This window comes from Micromonospora sp. NPDC005161 (assembly GCF_053599855.1).
In genome coordinates this window covers 83,417-100,294 of the sequence record NZ_JBSFYQ010000017.1, presented here as the reverse complement: position 1 = coordinate 100,294, position 16,878 = coordinate 83,417, and the positions used below count along the sequence as shown (strand labels likewise).

General features: G+C 71.7%; 19 protein-coding genes. 4 read left to right on the top strand and 15 right to left on the bottom strand.

Annotation, left to right across the window (positions count from 1 at the left end):
• Window positions 1-10: 10 nt before the first annotated feature.
• The 12 genes from ACWD5O_RS18455 to paaA all read right to left on the bottom strand — a co-directional run bounded on the left by ACWD5O_RS18455 (window position 11) and on the right by paaA (window position 9,910).
• Window positions 11-376, bottom strand: coding sequence for an NADH-quinone oxidoreductase subunit A (locus ACWD5O_RS18455; RefSeq protein ID WP_074316036.1), 366 nt, complete (start codon window positions 374-376; stop codon window positions 11-13).
• Window positions 377-510: 134 nt separating this feature from the next.
• Window positions 511-1,788 (bottom strand): geranylgeranyl reductase family protein, encoded by a 1,278-nt coding sequence (locus ACWD5O_RS18450; RefSeq protein WP_354967321.1) that lies wholly within the window; start codon window positions 1,786-1,788, stop codon window positions 511-513.
• A 139-nt stretch (window positions 1,789-1,927) separates the two neighbouring features.
• Entirely contained in the window at window positions 1,928-2,152 is a 225-nt protein-coding gene (locus ACWD5O_RS18445; RefSeq protein WP_089018103.1) for a hypothetical protein, read from the bottom strand.
• A gap of 94 nt (window positions 2,153-2,246) precedes the next feature.
• Window positions 2,247-2,957, bottom strand: coding sequence for a demethylmenaquinone methyltransferase (locus ACWD5O_RS18440; protein ID WP_354967320.1), 711 nt, complete (start codon window positions 2,955-2,957; stop codon window positions 2,247-2,249).
• A gap of 114 nt (window positions 2,958-3,071) precedes the next feature.
• On the bottom strand, window positions 3,072-4,355 hold the full coding sequence (locus tag ACWD5O_RS18435) for an LPXTG cell wall anchor domain-containing protein (protein WP_449936226.1): 1,284 nt from the start codon (window positions 4,353-4,355) through the stop codon (window positions 3,072-3,074).
• 475 nt (window positions 4,356-4,830) lie between these two features.
• Window positions 4,831-6,021, bottom strand: a complete 1,191-nt coding sequence (gene mqnC / locus ACWD5O_RS18430) for a cyclic dehypoxanthinyl futalosine synthase (protein WP_354967318.1) — start codon at window positions 6,019-6,021, stop codon at window positions 4,831-4,833.
• Between the two features lie 22 nt (window positions 6,022-6,043).
• A complete protein-coding gene (locus ACWD5O_RS18425) occupies window positions 6,044-6,184 on the bottom strand; it encodes a hypothetical protein (RefSeq protein ID WP_354967317.1) in 141 nt (46 codons plus the stop codon).
• Complete coding sequence (gene paaE, locus ACWD5O_RS18420; protein ID WP_354967316.1) at window positions 6,181-7,290, bottom strand: 1,2-phenylacetyl-CoA epoxidase subunit PaaE; 1,110 nt, start codon at window positions 7,288-7,290, stop codon at window positions 6,181-6,183. The genes ACWD5O_RS18425 and paaE overlap by 4 nt, the downstream gene beginning before the upstream one ends.
• Window positions 7,287-7,763: a 1,2-phenylacetyl-CoA epoxidase subunit PaaD gene (gene paaD / locus ACWD5O_RS18415; RefSeq protein WP_354967315.1), complete on the bottom strand. Its 477-nt coding sequence runs from the start codon at window positions 7,761-7,763 to the stop codon at window positions 7,287-7,289. Before paaD ends, paaE begins: the two co-directional genes overlap by 4 nt.
• Complete coding sequence (paaC, locus tag ACWD5O_RS18410) at window positions 7,760-8,485, bottom strand: 1,2-phenylacetyl-CoA epoxidase subunit PaaC (RefSeq protein WP_450086003.1); 726 nt, start codon at window positions 8,483-8,485, stop codon at window positions 7,760-7,762. The genes paaD and paaC overlap by 4 nt, the downstream gene beginning before the upstream one ends.
• Before the next feature lie 73 nt (window positions 8,486-8,558).
• Window positions 8,559-8,846 carry a 1,2-phenylacetyl-CoA epoxidase subunit PaaB gene (gene paaB / locus ACWD5O_RS18405; protein WP_354967313.1) on the bottom strand — a complete coding sequence of 96 codons (288 nt, stop codon included), beginning with the start codon at window positions 8,844-8,846 and terminating at the stop codon, window positions 8,559-8,561.
• On the bottom strand, window positions 8,843-9,910 hold the full coding sequence (gene paaA / locus ACWD5O_RS18400; protein WP_450086002.1) for a 1,2-phenylacetyl-CoA epoxidase subunit PaaA: 1,068 nt from the start codon (window positions 9,908-9,910) through the stop codon (window positions 8,843-8,845). Before paaA ends, paaB begins: the two co-directional genes overlap by 4 nt.
• A gap of 374 nt (window positions 9,911-10,284) precedes the next feature.
• Between paaA and ACWD5O_RS18395 the strand changes: the two genes are divergently transcribed.
• Both ACWD5O_RS18395 and ACWD5O_RS18390 read left to right on the top strand, forming a co-directional pair.
• Window positions 10,285-11,271, top strand: coding sequence for a serine hydrolase (locus ACWD5O_RS18395; protein WP_354967311.1), 987 nt, complete (start codon window positions 10,285-10,287; stop codon window positions 11,269-11,271).
• Window positions 11,271-12,233, top strand: a complete 963-nt coding sequence (locus tag ACWD5O_RS18390) for a serine hydrolase (protein WP_354967310.1) — start codon at window positions 11,271-11,273, stop codon at window positions 12,231-12,233. Before ACWD5O_RS18395 ends, ACWD5O_RS18390 begins: the two co-directional genes overlap by 1 nt.
• Window positions 12,234-12,317: 84 nt before the next feature.
• Here ACWD5O_RS18390 and ACWD5O_RS18385 read toward each other — a convergent pair whose 3' ends face one another.
• From ACWD5O_RS18385 to ACWD5O_RS18375, 3 genes are read right to left on the bottom strand one after another with little or no spacing between them, the layout of a single operon-like run.
• Complete coding sequence (locus ACWD5O_RS18385) at window positions 12,318-13,169, bottom strand: menaquinone biosynthetic enzyme MqnA/MqnD family protein (protein ID WP_354967309.1); 852 nt, start codon at window positions 13,167-13,169, stop codon at window positions 12,318-12,320.
• Complete coding sequence (locus ACWD5O_RS18380) at window positions 13,121-14,494, bottom strand: MFS transporter (RefSeq protein WP_450086001.1); 1,374 nt, start codon at window positions 14,492-14,494, stop codon at window positions 13,121-13,123. The genes ACWD5O_RS18385 and ACWD5O_RS18380 overlap by 49 nt, the downstream gene beginning before the upstream one ends.
• A gap of 41 nt (window positions 14,495-14,535) precedes the next feature.
• Window positions 14,536-15,120: an ArsR/SmtB family transcription factor gene (locus ACWD5O_RS18375; protein WP_354967307.1), complete on the bottom strand. Its 585-nt coding sequence runs from the start codon at window positions 15,118-15,120 to the stop codon at window positions 14,536-14,538.
• 167 nt (window positions 15,121-15,287) lie between these two features.
• Here ACWD5O_RS18375 and ACWD5O_RS18370 point away from each other — a divergent pair, with 167 nt between their 5' ends.
• Together ACWD5O_RS18370 and ACWD5O_RS18365 are read left to right on the top strand one after the other, a co-directional pair.
• Window positions 15,288-16,184: a DUF222 domain-containing protein gene (locus ACWD5O_RS18370; RefSeq protein WP_354967306.1), complete on the top strand. Its 897-nt coding sequence runs from the start codon at window positions 15,288-15,290 to the stop codon at window positions 16,182-16,184.
• A complete protein-coding gene (locus ACWD5O_RS18365) occupies window positions 16,106-16,447 on the top strand; it encodes an HNH endonuclease signature motif containing protein (RefSeq protein ID WP_354967305.1) in 342 nt (113 codons plus the stop codon). Before ACWD5O_RS18370 ends, ACWD5O_RS18365 begins: the two co-directional genes overlap by 79 nt.
• Window positions 16,448-16,878 lie beyond the last annotated feature (431 nt).

Sequence of the window (16,878 nt, the reverse complement as noted above, 5' to 3'; positions counted from 1 at the left end):
CGTTCCTTCCTCAGTCCCAGTCCAGGCCGCCGCGCCGCCACACATAGGCGTACGCGACGAAGACCGCGACGATGAACAGGACCATCTCCACGAAGCCGAAGATCGGCAGAGCGTCGAACGAGACCGCCCAGGGGTAGAGGAAGATGATCTCGATGTCGAAGACGATGAAGAGCATCGCCGTCAGGTAGAACTTGATCGGGAACCGCCCGCCGCCGACCGGCTGGGGGCTGGGCTCGATGCCGCACTCGTAAGCCTCGAGTTTGGCCTTGTTGTAACGACGGGGACCGGCAAAGCGGGCGGCGCCAACGGAGAACAGCGAAAACGCCGCGGCGAGGGCAAACAGCCCGATGATCGGTGCGTAAGGCGAGAGCGTCATCGTTTTCTCCTGCTCGTCCTTCCCTGCCCTCGGTGCTTGACGAAAATCACACTATTCACGTCCCTCGCGGTGGCTGCCGGCGGGGGTCGATCTCTGTCCGGTCCGGGGCTGTGACCAGCACCGACACGGTCCATCTAGGCCGCTGGCGCTACCTTCGTCATCGCGTTGATGACCCGGTCCATCGCGTCCCCGCCACGCGGGTCGGTCAGGTTGGCCAGCAGCTTGAGTACGAAGCGCATCAGCGTCGGATGCGGCATTCCGTGCTTGGTGGCGATCCGCATGATTTCCGGACGACCGATCAGCTTCACGAAGATGCCGCCCAGCCGGTAGTAGCCACCGAGCCGCGCCTTCAGCTCGTTCGGGTACGCCATCAGCGCCCGCTCCCGCTCCGGGCCGGCGGGCCGCGCGAGGGCCTGCAACGCGACCTCCGCGGCCAGCTCGCCGGACTCCATGGCGTAGGCGATGCCCTCCCCGTTGAACGGGTTGACCATGCCGCCGGAGTCGCCGACCAGCAGCACGCCACGGGTGTAGTGCGGCACCCGGTTGAAGCCCATCGGCAGCGCGGCGCCGAGGATCGGGCCGTCGGCGTTGGCCTCGTCGGTCATTCCCCAGTCGACGGGCGTGTTCGCCAGCCAGTCGGTGAGCAGCCGGCGGTAGTTGGTCTTGCCGAACGCGGAGGACGAGTTGAGCACGCCGAGGCCGACGTTGACCCGCCCGTCACCGAGCCCGAAGATCCAGCCGTACCCGGGCAGCAGGTTGTCGCCGCTGTCCTTGCTGCGCAGCTCCAGCCAGGACTCCAGGTAGTTGTCGTCGTGCTTGACCGGGGAGCGGTAGTAGCGCCGGACGGCCACGCCGATCGGCCGGTCCTCCCGCTTGGCCAGCCCGAGAGCGAGCGGGAACCGGCCGGAGACCCCGTCCGCCGCCACGACCAGCGGCGCGTGGAAGGTGGCGGGCTCCTTGCCCGGGCCCACCTCGGCCTCGACGCCGGTCACCCGGCCGTCGCCGTCGAGCACCGGGCCGAGCACGTTGACGTTGGTCCGCAGCTTGGCGCCGGCGGCCACCGCCCGCTGGGCGAGCAGGTCGTCGAAGTCGAGTCTGGTGCGTACCAGCCCGTAGTTGGGGAAGCTGGCCAGCTCCGGCCAGTCCAGTTCCAGGCGCACCCCGCCGCCGATCACCCGCAAGCCCCGGTTGTGCAGCCAGCCGGCCTCGGGCGAGGTGTCCACGCCCATCCGGACGAGCTGGCGCACCGCGCGCGGGGTCAGCCCATCGCCGCAGACCTTCTCCCGGGGGAACTCGGTCTTCTCCAGCAGCAGCACCCGTACGCCGTGCCGCGCCAAGTGGTAAGCCGTCGCCGATCCACCGGGACCGGCGCCCACGACGATGACGTCGGCATCGTGTTCCACCGCGGTCATCCGCGCCTCCTCCCGCACGCTCGTGAAATGCTTCACAAGCCAGACGGGACGAGTGTATGACCGGCGTCATACCTGCCCAGGATCAGGGGTACCTAACTCGCAGATGTGACAGTCAACGACCGTCCACAGCAGGCAGGTGTCAGGCCGGACTGGGCGCGTCCAGGCCCGCGTCGACCCGGATGGTCTCCGGCAGGTGCTCGCGTAGCGCGCCGCCGGCCGCCCGGTCCAGCGCGGCCAACACCTCGGCGACGACCTGCCGGACGTCCGCCGGATCAGCGCCAGCCAGCGCGCGCAACTGCGCGATGAGTTCGGCCGCGTCGTCGTCGGTGGCGGCCACCGGGTCCGCCGGCTCTGCTCGGGTCATGCGGACGAGCGTACGACGCAAAGTGGACTAAAGACTGATATTCACGAAACCGGAATATCGTCGGTGTCGGTGTCGGTCGACGGCGCGGGCCGGACTACTCGCGGATGCCCCGGTGCAGGGCGACCACGCCGCCGGTCAGGTTGCGCCACGCCACCCGTCCCCAGCCCGCCGCCGCGACCCGCCCGGCCAGCGCGGCCTGGTCCGGCCAGGCCCGGATCGACTCGGCGAGGTAGACGTACGCCTCGGGGTTGCTGGACACCGTGCGGGCCACCACCGGCAGCGACCGCATCAGGTACGACAGGTAGACCGTCCGGAAGGCGGGGTTGACCGGGGTGCTGAACTCGCAGACCACCAGCCGCCCACCGGGCCGGGTCACCCGGGCCAACTCACGCAGGGCCGCGTCGGTGTCGTTGACGTTGCGCAGCGCGAAGGAGATGGTCACCGCGTCGAAGCTGGCGTCGGCGAACGGCAGCCGCAGCGCGTCTCCCGCCAGCAACGGCACCTCGGGCCGGGCCCGCTTGCCGGCATGCAGCATGCCGAGGGACAGGTCCGCACCGACCGCGTACGCCCCGGACTGCGCCAACTCCCGGGTCGAGACACCGGTGCCGGCGCCCACGTCCAGCACCCGCTCGCCCGGTCGCAGCCCGAGCGCCGCCCGGGTGGACCGACGCCAGGAGCGGTCCTGGCCGAAGGAGAGCACCGTGTTGGTCAGGTCGTATCGCTCGGCTACGCCGTCGAACATCGCGGCGACCTCGTGCGGCTGCTTGTCCAGGCTGGCGCGCTGGCCCTGCGGGGTACGGCTCACCCCTCCACTCTGCCAGCCGTCCGCCGCCCGACGGTCGCTGGGTGGCGCGGCAGGGATCCCGGCACACGAAAAGGGCGGGGTGGTCACCCACCCCGCCCGCACGTCGTGCCAGCGTCAGTCGGTCGACTTCTCGTCACCCGGGGCGACCAGGACGACCTTGCGCCGGCGGGAGAGCACCAGCAGCGCCCCGCCCGCGAGCAGGATCATGCCGCCGATGCCGCCGATCAGGCCGACCTGCACACCGGTCACCGGCAGCCCGCCGTCGTCGTCGCCACCACCGCCACCGCCACCCGCGCCCGGCGACGTGGTCGCGCCCGGGGTCGTCGTGCCGCCCGGGGTCGGCGTCGCCGTCACCGTGGGCGTGGAGGTCGCGGTGAGAGTCGGTGTCGGGGTCGGGGTAGGCTGCGCGGTCAGGTCGACGAACACGTCGAACTGCGCGATGTTGTCCCCGTGGTCAGTTTCGGTGAACGCCCGGCGCTGCGCGCTGGTCGCCACCTGCGGCTGCTCCTCAGGGCTGCCCTGAGCGGCGTCCAGGCCGGCGGCGAAGAGGAACCCGGGCCGGAGCACCGGCTCGGTCACGTCCGCGCCGATCCGCACCCGCACCCGCACATCGGCGGTGTAGAACTGACCCGGCTTCAGCACCACGCCGGAGTCCTCGCAGTACGCGTTCGCCAGACCGTTCAGCGGCTGCTCCACGCAACCCTCCGGCAGCTCAGCGAAGGTGACGCCCGCCGGCAGCGTGAAGCCGTACGCCAGGCCGGTGGCCTTGCGGCTCCCGTCGTTGTAGACCGCCCAGTCCAGCGGGGCGGTCTCGCCAGGCCGGACCGACGTGCGACCGGCCTCGCCCGTCTCGTCACCGTCCACCACCACGTCGGCGTAGACGTCCTGCACCCAGGTGGTCAGGTCGTAGCCGGGCTTGGCCACGGTGATCTCATGCTCGACGGTGTTGTCGTCGGTGAAGGGATCGGCGGTGGCCGAGCTGACGGTGACCACCAGCGTGCCGGCCGCGCCGCGACCACCCGTCGAGAACAGCGGGATGCCGAAGTCCTCGGTGGTGCCGGCAGCCAGGTCGCCGAGGAGGCAGCTGAAGGTGGTGCCGGCGACCTCGCAGCCGTCCCAGGCGAGCACACCGACCTTGCGGTCCTTCAGGCCCTTGGTCTCAACGGTGACCCGGACGTCCTTGGCGTCGACCGTGCTCCTGGTGTTGTCCACCTGAAACTTGAACGGCTTGGCCTTGGCTTCCTTGACGCCCTTCGCCAACTCGTAGCTGAGCGGCACCAGGGCCAGGTCGGCCTGGTCGGCGGCCTGGGCCGGGGCGGCCACGGTGGCCAGGCCACCGGCCGCGAGCAGGGCCACGACGCCCGCGCGGGCCAGGGCCGAGCGGTGGAACGGTGTCATCGGTCCCCCGGGGATAGGGAAGAAAGAATGGTTGCGGAACGAGCGGACGTTATCGAAGGTCGATCTTCCGCGCCAGCCGGCGGGGCCGCTTTCATCCGTCCGGTCGGGAGGGAGCAGACGGTACGGGCGGAATGGTCACCCATCCCGCCCGTACCGCTGTGCGTTATGTGAACGGCCCGCACGGGCCGATGGAGGACTGTCTCGCGCCGTCGCTCGACCCGCACCATCAGACCACCCGCCACCAGCACGGTCGTGCCGATTCCACTGATCCGCCCATCGACGGTGCCGGCGGTCGCCGGTGTGGATCGTGCACGGTGACGAAGGGTATGAGGCGGCACGCTAGCCGCGCACGATCAACTCCACCACCCCTGACCGGCAGCTTGGCCGCCGCAGCGACCGGGACCACCCGGACCGCCGAGGCGGCCGGGCGGGAGCATGAGCCACGCTCAGCCGAACGGCCGGGCCTCGACCAGGATCAGTTGACCTCGACCAGCGGCAGGGAACGGCCGGCGCCGCCGCCGGGCAGCGCGATCGAGGAGAAGTGCGAGACCACCCGGTCGTCGGTCGGGTCGTCGGCCGGCGTGTGGTGCACGGCGAGCCGGTTGTAGAGGGTGTCCCGCTGCGCGGGAATCCGGTCCGCCGAGCGGATCATCCCGATCAGCTCGTGCAGGTTGGAGCGGTGCCGCGCTCCGGCCGAGGAGATGACGTTCTCCTCCAGCATGATCGAGCCGAGGTCGTCGACGCCCATGTGCAGCGCGAGCTGCCCGACGTCCTTGCCGGTGGTCAGCCAGGACGCCTGCAGGTGCGGCACGGTCTCGAAGAAGAGCCGGGCCACCGCGACCAACCGCAGGTATTCCAGCGTGGTCGCCTGGGTGCGGCCCTTGAGGTGGTTGTTCTCCGGCTGGTACGTCCATGGAATGAAGGACCGGAACCCGCGGGTGCGGTCCTGCACGTCGCGGATCATGCGCAGGTGCTCGATCCGCTCCGCGTGCGTCTCGCCGGTGCCCATCATCATCGTGGCGGTCGACTCGATGCCCTGCCGGTGGGCCAGCTCCATGACCTCCAGCCAGCGCTCACCCGACTCCTTGAGCGGCGCGATGGCCTTGCGGGGCCGCTCGGGCAGCATCTCCGCGCCGGCGCCGGCGATCGAGTCGAGGCCGGCGGCCTTGATCCGGGCGATGGCCTCGTCCAGGCTCACCCCGGAGACCTTGGCCATGTGCAGGATCTCGCTCGGCCCGATGGAGTGGATGACCAGCTGCGGGTACGCCTGCTTGACCGAGGCGAACAGCTCCTCGTAGTACTCGACGCCGTAGTCCGGGTGGTGCCCGCCCTGGAGCATCACCTGGGTCGCGCCCAGCTCGACCGCCTCACCGCAGCGGCGCAGGATCTCCTCGGTCGGGTGCGTCCACCCCTCAGCGTGCTTCGGCGCACGGTAGAACGCGCAGAACTTGCACGCCGTCACGCAGACGTTCGTGTAGTTGATGTTGCGGTCGATCAGGTACGTGACGACGTTGTCCGGGTAGCGCCGCCGGCGCACCGCGTCCGCCGCCTCGCCCAGCGGGTGGAAGGGCGCCTCGGTGTAGAGCAGCAGCGCCTCCTCGGGCGTGATCCGCCCGCCGTCCGCGCCACGCTGCAAGATGTCGTCGATCTCCCGGCTCACCGTCACACCCCGAGCCTACGTCGCCCGTTCACGGGCCGACACGCCCCTCCAGCTCCGGTGACGAGCGCCCCAGCGCCGGCCTGCGCAGCAGCGGGTCGTTGAATGCCCCGGCCGCGGCCCGGACGTTGGGGTCGATCTCCACGCGGAACAGGCGGGACAGCATCCTCACGCGTCGTAGTCGACCGTGAGCCTGTCGGTGGTCGGGCTGGACTGGCAGGTCAGGACGTAGCCGGCGGCCAGCTCGTCGGGCTCCAGGGCGTAGTTGCGGGCCATCGTGACCGCGCCGTCGACGACCTTCGCCTTGCAGGTCGAGCAGACACCGCCCTTGCAGGCGTACGGCAGCTCGCCGCGCACCTTCAGCGCGGCGTCCAGCACCCGCTCCTCGCGGCCCATCGTGAAACTCGACGACCGGCCGTCCAGCACGATCGTGACCTCGGCCCCGGCGCCCGCCTGGTCCGTGGGGCGGCGCACCGGCTCCGGTGGCGCGTCGACGTGGAACAGCTCGGTGTGCACCGACGACTCCGGCAGCCCGAGCTCGGCCAGCACGGCCCGGACGTCGACCACCATGCCGTACGGCCCGCAGAGGAACCACTCCTCGATGGCGTAGCCCGGCACGATCGTGCCCAGCAACCGGCCCAACCGCTCGGTGTCGATCCGCCCGGAGAGCAGCGGTGACTCGCCCTGCTCCCGGGAGAGCACGTGCACCAGGTGCAGCCGGGTGGGATACCGGTCCTTCAGGTCCGCCAACTCCTCGGCGAACATCACCGTGTTCGCCGTGCGGTTGCCGTACACCAGGGTGAAGGTGCTGGCCGGCTCGACGGCCAGGGCGGTCGCGACCAGCGCGAGCACCGGGGTGATGCCGGAGCCGGCGACGACCGCGCCGTAGTGCCGCACACGGTCCGGTGCGAAGGCCGTGGTGAAGGTGCCCAGCGGCGGCAGCACCTCGACGGTGTCGCCATGGCGCAGCGCGCCGCAGGCGAACGCCGAGAAGGCGCCTCCGGGGACCTCCCGCACCCCGATCCGCAGCCGGCCGTGCCGGGCCAGGTCGTCCGGTGTGGAGCAGATGGAGTACGAGCGGCGCACGTCCGTGCCGTCCTCGGTCACCCGTCGCACGGTGAGGTGCTGACCCGCGCGGAACGCGAAGGTCTCCCGCAACTCCTCTGGTACGGCGAAGGTGACCGCCACGGCGTCGTCGGTGAGCCGGTCGACGGCGGCGACGGGCAGCGGGTGGAAGACCGGCCGGCGGCGGACCGGCCGGGTGATGGTGACTGTCACAGCGCCTTCAGGTGGTCGAAGGGTTCGGAGCAGGAGCGGCAGCGCCACAGCGCCTTGCACGCGGTGGAGCCGAACCGGCTGACCTGCTCGGTCTCTGGTGAGCCGCAGTGCGGGCAGCGGACCGCGAGGGTCAGCGGCACCACGCCGGCGGCGGGCACCGGGGCCGGCGGGGCGATCCCGGCGGCGGCGAGCTTCGCCCGCCCGCTGTCGGAGATCCAGTCGGTGCTCCACGATGGGCTGTAGACCGTGCGGACCTCGGCGTCCGGGTGACCGGCGAGCGCCAACGCGCGGCGGATGTCGGCCCGGATCACGTCCATCGCCGGACAGCCGGTGTACGTCGGGGTGATGGTGACGACGACCCGCCCGCTGCCCGGATCCTTCTCGACCGCGCGCAGGATGCCCAGCTCGTCGATGGTGATCACCCGAATCTCCGGGTCCACCACGCTCGCCGCGGCCGACCTCGCGTCGCTCACCACTTAGCTCCGGGGTGTGCCCGGTGCAGCACCTGCATCTCGGCGAGCAGGTACGACAGGTGCTCGGTGTGCACGCCCGTCCGCCCGCCGGCCGGCGCCCAGCGGCCCTCGGGCCGGGTGAGCGTCGCCTCGGCCAGCACCGGGCCGACGGTGTCGTCGAACGCCGACCGCAAGGTGGCCGGGTCGACCGGCGTCTCCGGATCAGCGGCGAACAGCTCGTGGGTGTACGGCCAGACCTGGTCGACGGCCGCCTGCATCCGACGGTGCGACTCCTCGGTGCCGTCGCCGAGCCGCTTCACCCACAACGCGCCGTGGTCCAGGTGGTACGCCGACTCCTTGCGCGCCTTGGCGCCGATCGCGGCCAGCCGCTCGTCCCGGCACCCGGCCAGCGCGGTGTACAGCGGTAGCTGGTACGCCGCCAGGAAGAACAGCTTCGCCATGGTCACCGCGAAGTCGCCGTTCGGTAGCTCGACCAGGAGCGCGTTGCGGAACTCGCGGTCGTCGCGCGGGTACGCCAGCGCGTCCTCGTCCCGGCCGGCGCCCTCCAGCTCGCCCGCGTACGACAGCAGCAGGCGGGCTGCGCCGAGCTGGTCGAGGGCGATGTTCGCCAGCGCGATGTCCTCTTCCATCTCCGGCGCGCGAGTGGTCCATTCGGCCAGCCGTTGCGCGGCGATCAACGCGTCGTCGCCGAGGGCGAGGGTGAAGTCGACGGGGCCGTTCACGCCGCCACCTCGCTTCGCTCGGCGGCGCAACGCGCCGCGCCGCTGAGCTGACTGGTTCGCTCGCTCCGCCCGCTCACAGGTGGGCCACCCCGTCCGGCACCTCGTAGAAGGTGGGGTGGCGGTAGACCTTGTCGGCGGCGGGGTCGAAGAAGGCGTCCTTCTCGTCCGGGCTGGACGCGGTGATGGCGCTGGCCGGCACCACCCAGATCGACACGCCCTCCTGCCGCCGGGTGTAGAGATCCCGGGCGTTGCGCAGGGCCAGCTCGGCGTCGGGGGCGTGCAGGCTGCCGACGTGGGTGTGCGACAGCCCGCGCCGGGCCCGCACGAAGACCTCCCACAACGGGGTGTTCTCGGTACTCACGCCGCCACCTTCTCCCTCTGTCCAGCCCGCTTGGCGGCGTACGCCGCGGCGGCCTCGCGCACCCAGGCGCCCTCGGCGTGCGCGGCCCGCCGGCGCGTCATCCGCTCCCGGTTGCACGGCCCGTCGCCGGAGATCACCCGCATCAACTCGTCGTAGTCCGGCTGCGTGTAGTCGTACGCCTGCCGCTCCTCGTTCCAGCGCAGGTCCGCGTCGGGGATGCGGAGCCGCAGGACCTCCGCCTGCTGGACGCACATGTCCACGAAGCGCTGGCGCAGATCGTCGTTGGAGAAGCGCTTGATCTTCCAGGCCATCGACTGCGTGGAGTGCGTGGAGTTGCCGTCCGGCGGACCGAACATGGCCAGCGACGGGTACCACCAGCGGTCCACCGCGTCCTGGGCCATCGCCTGCTGGGCCGGGGTGCCGTGCGACAGGGTGTGCAGGATCTCGTAGCCCTGGCGCTGGTGGAACGACTCCTCCTTGCAGACCCGGATCATCGCCCGCGCGTACGGGCCGTAGGAGCAGCGGCACAGGGGCACCTGGTTGACGATCGCCGCGCCGTCCACGAGCCAGCCGATCGCGCCCATGTCAGCCCAGGTCAGCGTGGGGTAATTGAAGATCGAGCTGTACTTCTGCCGCCCGTCGAGCAGCAGCCGGACCAGCTCGTCCCGGCTGATGCCGAGGGTCTCGGCGGCGGCGTAGAGGTAGAGGCCGTGGCCCGCCTCGTCCTGCACCTTGGCCAGCAGGATCGCCTTGCGCTTGAGCGAGGGCGCCCGGCTGATCCAGTTCCCCTCCGGCTGCATGCCGATGATCTCGGAGTGGCCGTGCTGGGCGATCTGCCGGATCAACGTCTTGCGGTACGCGTCCGGCATCCAGTCCCGCGGCTCGATCTTCTGCTCCGCGTCGACCACCGCGGTGAAGTACGCCGCCAGGTCCTCGTCCGGCGCGGGGCCGCCGCGCCGCTGCCGCGCGGCTGCGGCGCGTAGCTCCGCCTCGGCCGCCTCGACCTCGCCGAGCAGGCCGCCGCCGGTTGCGTCGTCCGGGGCGGAGAAGTCATTGCCATACATGAGGACAAGTGTTACAGCTTGCGCCCCGATGCACCAGGGGGTGTAACAGGAAACCCGAGTCACGTTCGGTCACTCCTGGGCGCTTCCTTCTTTACCCAGGGCGACCGCGTCGGCTATGACTTGGCTCACTCGGCAAAGGTGAATCCGCCTAGAAGCCTCATACCGGCGCGACATCCCACCTTTATCGCGCTTTGCCAGGTGTCGGGCTCTGGCGGTCGGCCGGTCCGGACGTAGACTTCTGCCGGTCACACGATCGGCTGCCCAGAATCGCCGTCTCCACAGAGGCCACCTCCCCCGGCCTCGGCGATCGCACCGGTCGCCCCGGACAACAAGCCGGTCTCCCCCGGCCCTGACATCTGGAGCTCACCCAACTCATGCGATCCCGCGTGATCATGGTGTTCGCCGTCGTGGCGGTCCTGCTCGGTGGCGTCCTGCTGGTCCCCGCCGCGTACGCCCGGCTCGCCGGCGACGGCAGCGGTGGAGGCGGAGGCGGCGCCGGGAGCGTCGCCGCGCCCGCACCGACCCCACCGCCACCACCCACACTCGCCGCTGGCCCGGTGTCGGTGGCCTTCAAGGGCGAGTTCTTCTCGTGGGCGTTGCTGGACCGGCAGACCGGCAAGATCTCCGGATCGTCGAACATGACCGCGACCAGCTCCACCGAATCGATGATCAAGGCCTGGATCGTCTCCGACTATCTGCGGCAGCTCAAGGACAAGGAGCCGACCGCGTCGCTGAAGGAGGCGGCCCGGCTCGCGATCATCGACAGCAACGACACCGCGGCCAACAAGGTCCATGCCGCTGCGGGCGGCTCGTACAAGGCGTCGAAGAGCAGCAAACCCGACGCGGTGATCCAGCGTGCGATCACGATCTGCGGGCTGACCGACACCAAGCGCGGCAACGTCGAGCCCTACACCGGCTACTGGAGCTTCACCCGGATGTCCCCGCGCGACGCGGTCCGGCTCGGCGACTGCATCGCCGACGGCAAGGCCGCCGGCCCGAAGTGGACCAAGTGGGTGCTGGATCAGATGAGCAAGGTCCGGGGCACCACCGCGAAAAAGGACCAGAAGAGCGAGTACGGCGGTGGCCGCTGGGGCATCATCAACGGCCTGCCAAAGTCGATCACCGCCCAGGGTCCGGTCAGCATCAAGAACGGCTGGACGCCGATCAACTACGACGGCAACTGGCACGTCAACTGCCTCGCGGTCAACGGCAAGTGGAGCCTCGCGGTGATGCTGCGCTACCCGATCAAGAGCGGGCTGGACTACGGCGCGCAGGTCTGCGCCAGCGTGGCCACCCAGCTCGTCACCCCGCAGCCCGGCGCCGCGCTCAAGGTGCCGCAGCAGCCGGTCGGGAAGCTCTGATGGCCGGCAACCGTCGGGCCGAGCGTCGCGGCGGTCGCGAGGCGTCCCCGCTGCGGATGATCGCGATCGCGGTCGTCCTGATCGGGCTGGTCCTGGTGTCGCTGCGGCTGCTGCCCGGGTCGCCCTTCGAGTCGGCTGCCGCCGTCCGGTGGGGCGACGCCGGAACGACCAGCGACCGGTCCACCGGCGGGGCCACCAACCGCAGCGCCCGTCAGCCGGCCATGCCGCCGAGCGCCAGTCCCAGCCCGTCCCTGGAGCCGCTGCCGTTCCAGGCCAAGGACCTCAAGCTCGACATCGAGGGCTGGTACTCCTGGAGCGTGCTCGACCGTCGGACCGGAAAGATCATCGGCTCCAAGAACATGGACGAGACCAGCACCACCGCTTCGATGATCAAGTCGTGGATCGTCGCCGACTACCTGCGCCGCACGGCCGACGCCGGCGACACCCCGAGCGACGCGAAGCTCGCCGACGCGACACGGATCATCCGGGACAGCGACAACACCCGCGCCGAGCAGTTCTACAACTCGGTCGGCCGCGCCGCCTCGATCCGGCGGCTGCTCACCATGTGCAAGCTAACCGACAGCAGCGTCGCCCCCGATGGCGGCTGGAGCCGCACGGCGCTCTCCCCTCGGGACACCGCCCGGCTGGGCAACTGCATCGCCGACGGCACCGCCGCCGGACCGAAGTGGACCAAGTGGCTGCTCAACGAGATGCGGCTGGTGCGCGGCGCCGGTGACTTCGGCATCCGCAAGGCGTTCCCAGCGGCGGAGCGGAAGCAGATCGCCATCAAGAACGGGTGGATCGACCGGACCAGGGAGCAGGAGATGCACATCAACTGCCTGGCCATCGGCGACACCTGGACGATGGGCGTGATGGTCAAGTACCCGATCGGCATGGGCTACGACTACGGCATGAAGAACTGCGAGAAGATCACCGAGGCCCTGCTCCGCCCCGGCGTCTGACCCACGCTCCACGGCCGCGCCTGGCGGGCCAGGCCGCTCGGCGCGAAACCGGGGGCTCAGCCCGCTCGGCGCGGATCCGGCGGCTCAGCCCGCGAAGAACTCCGGGCCGCCTTCCGGCAGCGCCGGGACCTCGCCGAGCGCGGCAGCCCGCCGGGCGAACTCCCGCAGACCGGCGACCTGCCGGTCACCCAGCGAGAAGTCCAGGGTCCGGAAGTACGTGGCCAGCGTCGCGGCGTCGAACGTCTCCCAGCGGGCCGCCGCTTCCGCAACCTGGTCCAGCTCGGCCAGGCAGAGGTCACGCGAGCGCAGGAACGCCTCGTGCACCTCCTTGACCAGCCCCGGGTGAGCGGCGGCGAAGTCGCGTCGGACCGCCCAGACCGCGAAGACCATCGGCAGGCCGCTCCACTCCCGCCAAGCCTGCCCGAGGTCGGTCACCGTGAGCCCCCGGCTCGGCGCCTCGTAGAGCGCCCGCAGCGCCACGTCACCGATCAGCACCCCGGCATCGGCCTCCAGCAGCATCTGGGTCAGGTCCGGCGGGCAGCGGAAGTAGTCGGGCCGGACGTTGTACCGCTCGGCGAGCAGCAGCTGGGCCAGCAGCACCCCGGTCCGTGAGGTGGAGCCGAGCGCCACCCGGGCGCCGTCCAGCTCACCGAGGGGGCGGGTGGAGACCATGTTGACCGAGAGCACCGGCCCGTCGCTGCCCACCGCCAGGCCCGGCAGGAGCAGCAGCTCGTCCGCGTGCCGCAGGTACTCCACCAGCGAGATCGGGCCGATGTCCAGGTCACCGGCGACCAGGGCGGCGTTCAACTGGTCCGGCGTTTCCTTGTGCAGATCCACGTCGAGCAGGGCACCGGAGCGCATCAGACCCCAGTAGATCGGAAGGCAGTTCAGGAACTGGATGTGCCCGACCCGGGGACGTGCGATGCGCTCAGCCATGATCCGACCGTATCCCTGGTCGGCGGCTCCGGCTCGGCGGGTCCGCCCGGAGTGGCCAACCCCGCATCCGGCCCGGTCCACCGCTGGTGCCGCGGTCCGCCCGGGTCGTTCGGCGACGGCCGGCGTACCACCCGCGCGACGACCGGCACGAAGGCCAGCACCACCAGCAGTCCGGCCCCGCCGGCCGCGGCGATCAGTGGCCGGGGCGGGACGACCGTGAGCAGCGCGCCGCCGACCAGAAAGCCGGTCATCGAGCCTCCCTGCACCGCCGCGCCGTAACTGGCGTACGCCCGGGCCCGCATCGCCTCCGGCACCCGCCGAGCGGTGAGCAGGTTGGCGAAGACGTTCTCGCCCCCGTTGGCCGCGCCCCCCACCAGCCAGAGCGGCACCAGCAGGCTCGCCGCCGGCACCACTGCGGCGAGCAGCACCATCAGGCTGCACCCGGCCAGCGTGAGCAGCACCCCACGGACCAGGGCGCCGTCGTCGTCCAGCCGGCGGGCGAGCCGGGCGGCGAGCCAGCCACCGGGCAGCATCCCCGCCATCCAGGCGGCGCTGACCAGGCCGTACGTGGTCGGCGACCCGTTCAGGGTCTCCCGGATGAAGAAAACCTCGATCACGTTGATGCCGCCGATCGCCGCGATCACCACTGCGGTGCTCACCACCATGACGAGCATCAGCGGGTCCCGGCGCAGCCGCCAGGCGGGGGCCGTACCGCGTGGGTTGGCCGGGGTGACCACCGCGGTGGTCCGCCGACCACCGCGCCGCGTCCGCAGCAGCAGACCGGCGACCACCAGTGCCAGGTAGGTCGCGGCGTCGAGCAGCAGCGGTACGCGGGTGCCGAACTGCCCCACCAGCAGCCCGGCCAGCACCGGGCCGCCGAGCGCACCGAGGGAGACGGCGGTCTGACTGATCGCGCCCGCCCGTGGCAGGTCACCCGGGCGGACCATCGCCGGCAGCAGCGCCGCCAGGCACGGCTGGGTCACCGCCAGCCCGCAGGCGAGCAGTGCGACGAGCCCCACCACCAGAACCGGTTGGTCGACGAGGGCGAGCAGTGCACAGATCGCGGCCTGGGCCAGCCCGACGGTCACCAGCAGGGTGCGGCTGTCCACCCGGTCGGCGAGCCGGCCGGCGAGTGGGGCGAGCACCACCAGGGGCAGGGTGGCGGCGAGCAGCAGCCCTGACACGGCGAGCCCGCCGGCGCCGGCGCCCTGCAGCGCCAGCGCGAGCGCGGTGGCGGCGAGGAAGTCACCGCAGATCGTGGTGCCGCGCGCGGTGGCGGCGAGCCACACGTCCGACCAGCGCGACTCGTCAGATGTGAAGGACATACTTCGAAAATAATCCTTCACATCTGGTCGACGCAACCCCGCTACGCCAGCGGCACCACCCGGTACTGCACGGAGACGGCGCGGGCCCCCGGCGGCGGGTCGGCCCGGCCCCGTCGAAGGCGGTACGGCCTGAACAGCGCCACGACCGCCTCGTTCAGCTCGGCCAACTCCTCGGCGGTGAGCAGCAGGAGCGTGTCGTTGAACAGCGCCGTGTCGTACCACTCGGCGGGCTCGTCCCCGGCGCGCCGCAGCCAGTCCCGGGTCCGCTCCATGGCCCGGACCGCGTGCGCCTCCACCAGCGCCTGTTCGGCGGCGCGCGCCTCGGGCCCGGCCTCGCGGCCCGCGTCGACCATCCAACTCGGACTGGGCGTGCGCCACACCCGCTCCCGGGCGTCCCCCCGGCTCGGCGCCTGCTCCACCAGGCCGAACTTCGCCAGCGCCCGCAGGTGGTAACTGGTCGCGCTCGGTGACAGCCCGGCGATCTCGGCGCACTCGGTGGCGGTCCCACCACCCTCACGGCTGCTCAGATACTCCATGATCGCGATCCGGGCCGGGTGGGCCAGCGCCCGCATCACCTGCGGGTCACTGATCATCATCCAACGCGGCTCGGGGCGGGCCTCGGTCATACCCCCATGATCCCGGCCGCAGGCGCCAGCCGCCATCACCCCCGCAGGCCGCGCAGAGCGCGCCCGCGTCGTCGGCGTTCTGCCGCCTCCAGAGCGCGGGTCAGAGCGGCGCAGCGGCATTGCGCCAGATCAGGGAAAGTGTCGTACACCTGTTCCATTTTCGCTTCATGTTGAGGGCGTTGGCGCAGGCGGGCGGAGCCGTCGACGACTGCGCCGAGGCCGCCCCGTGGACGCTCTCCGACGCCGAGTTGCTCGCGTCGCTCGACGCGACGCACACGGTCGCGCAGCGGCTGGCCACCGTCCAGCTCGGGCTGGTGCGCGAGCTGGACGCCCGCGGCCTTGCGGTCGCCCAGGGCGCCTCGTCCACCGCAGTCTGGCTTCGGGAGCGGCTCCGACTCTCCGGTCGATCCGCCCGCCAGCTGGTCCAGCTCGCCGCCACCGTCGACGCCGCGCCGTCCGCGGTGCGCGACGCCCTGCTCACCGGTGCCATCACCGTCGAGCAGGGCCGGGTGGTGGCGGAGACGATCGGGGACCTTCCGGTCGAGGCGGGGCCGGAGGTAACCGACAAGGCCACCCAGCTGCTCATCGCGTGGGCCGACCGGTTCGACCCGGCCATCCTGAGCCGTCTCGGGGCCCGTGTCCTCAGCCACGTCGCGCCGGACCTGGCCGACCAGGCAGAGCTGGCAGCGCTCGAGAGGGCCGCCGAGCGGGCCGAGGCCGGCCGGCACGTCACCCTCTCCGAGCAACAGGACGGGCAGGTACGCCTGAGCGGCAGCCTCGACACCGAGACCGCGAGCCTGCTGCGCGAGGCGATCGATCCGCTGTGCGCCCCGGCAGGCGCGCACGACGACCGCAGCCCCGGTCAACGCCGGGCGGACGCGCTCGGCGAGATCTGCCGGTTGGCGCTGCGCACCTGGAGACCGGGGCGTGCCTCACGCCAGCGTCGGTCCGTCGCCTCGCCTGCGACGCCTCCGTGCTGCCCGCCGTGTTGGGCGGCAACAGCCAGGTCCTGGACGTCGGGCGTCAGCGGCGGCTCTTCACCGGGCCCCTGCGCCGCGCACTGATACTGCGGGATGGCGGCTGCGCCTTTCCCGGCTGCGACCGACCACCCCGATGGTGCGACGGCCACCACGTCCAACACTGGGCCGACGGCGGCGCGACGGCGCTGGGCAACGCCGTCCTGCTCTGCGGCTACCATCACCGCCTCCTCCATCAGGGCGACTGGACGGTCCGCATCGCGGCGGACGGCCAGCCGGACTTCCTCCCGCCCCGCTGGCTCGACCCGCTCCGCACCCCGCGCCGCAACCTCTACCACCGGCGCTGCTGACACGAAAGGCAATGCCTTCGCGCCAGAGGGCTCCGGCAGTACGCCGCGCCGGGCCACATCGCCGCGCCTCCGCATCGCTGCGCCCCCAAGCGGCGCGCCCGCAGCGGCGCGCCCGCAGCGCCGCACTTCCCCCACGCCGCGTCGCGGCGCCCCGACCGGCGCGCCCCAGCGCCGCGCCTCCCCCAACGCCGCATCGCCGCGCCCCAGCGGCGCGCTCCCAGCGCCGTACCTCCCCAACGCCGCGTCGCCGCGCCCCCAACACCGCGTCGCCGCGACCTCAGCGACGCCGCCGCGGCGCCACGCCGTCTCTATCGGGTGGTCGCGTCGGTAATTCGGTAGAAGCGTCGGGCGCGGAAGCGTAGGGTTGCAGGCCGCTTGACGGCCGAGGTGAGCTGCACCGGAACGGACGTCCCCGCGCCGGGCGGCCGGCC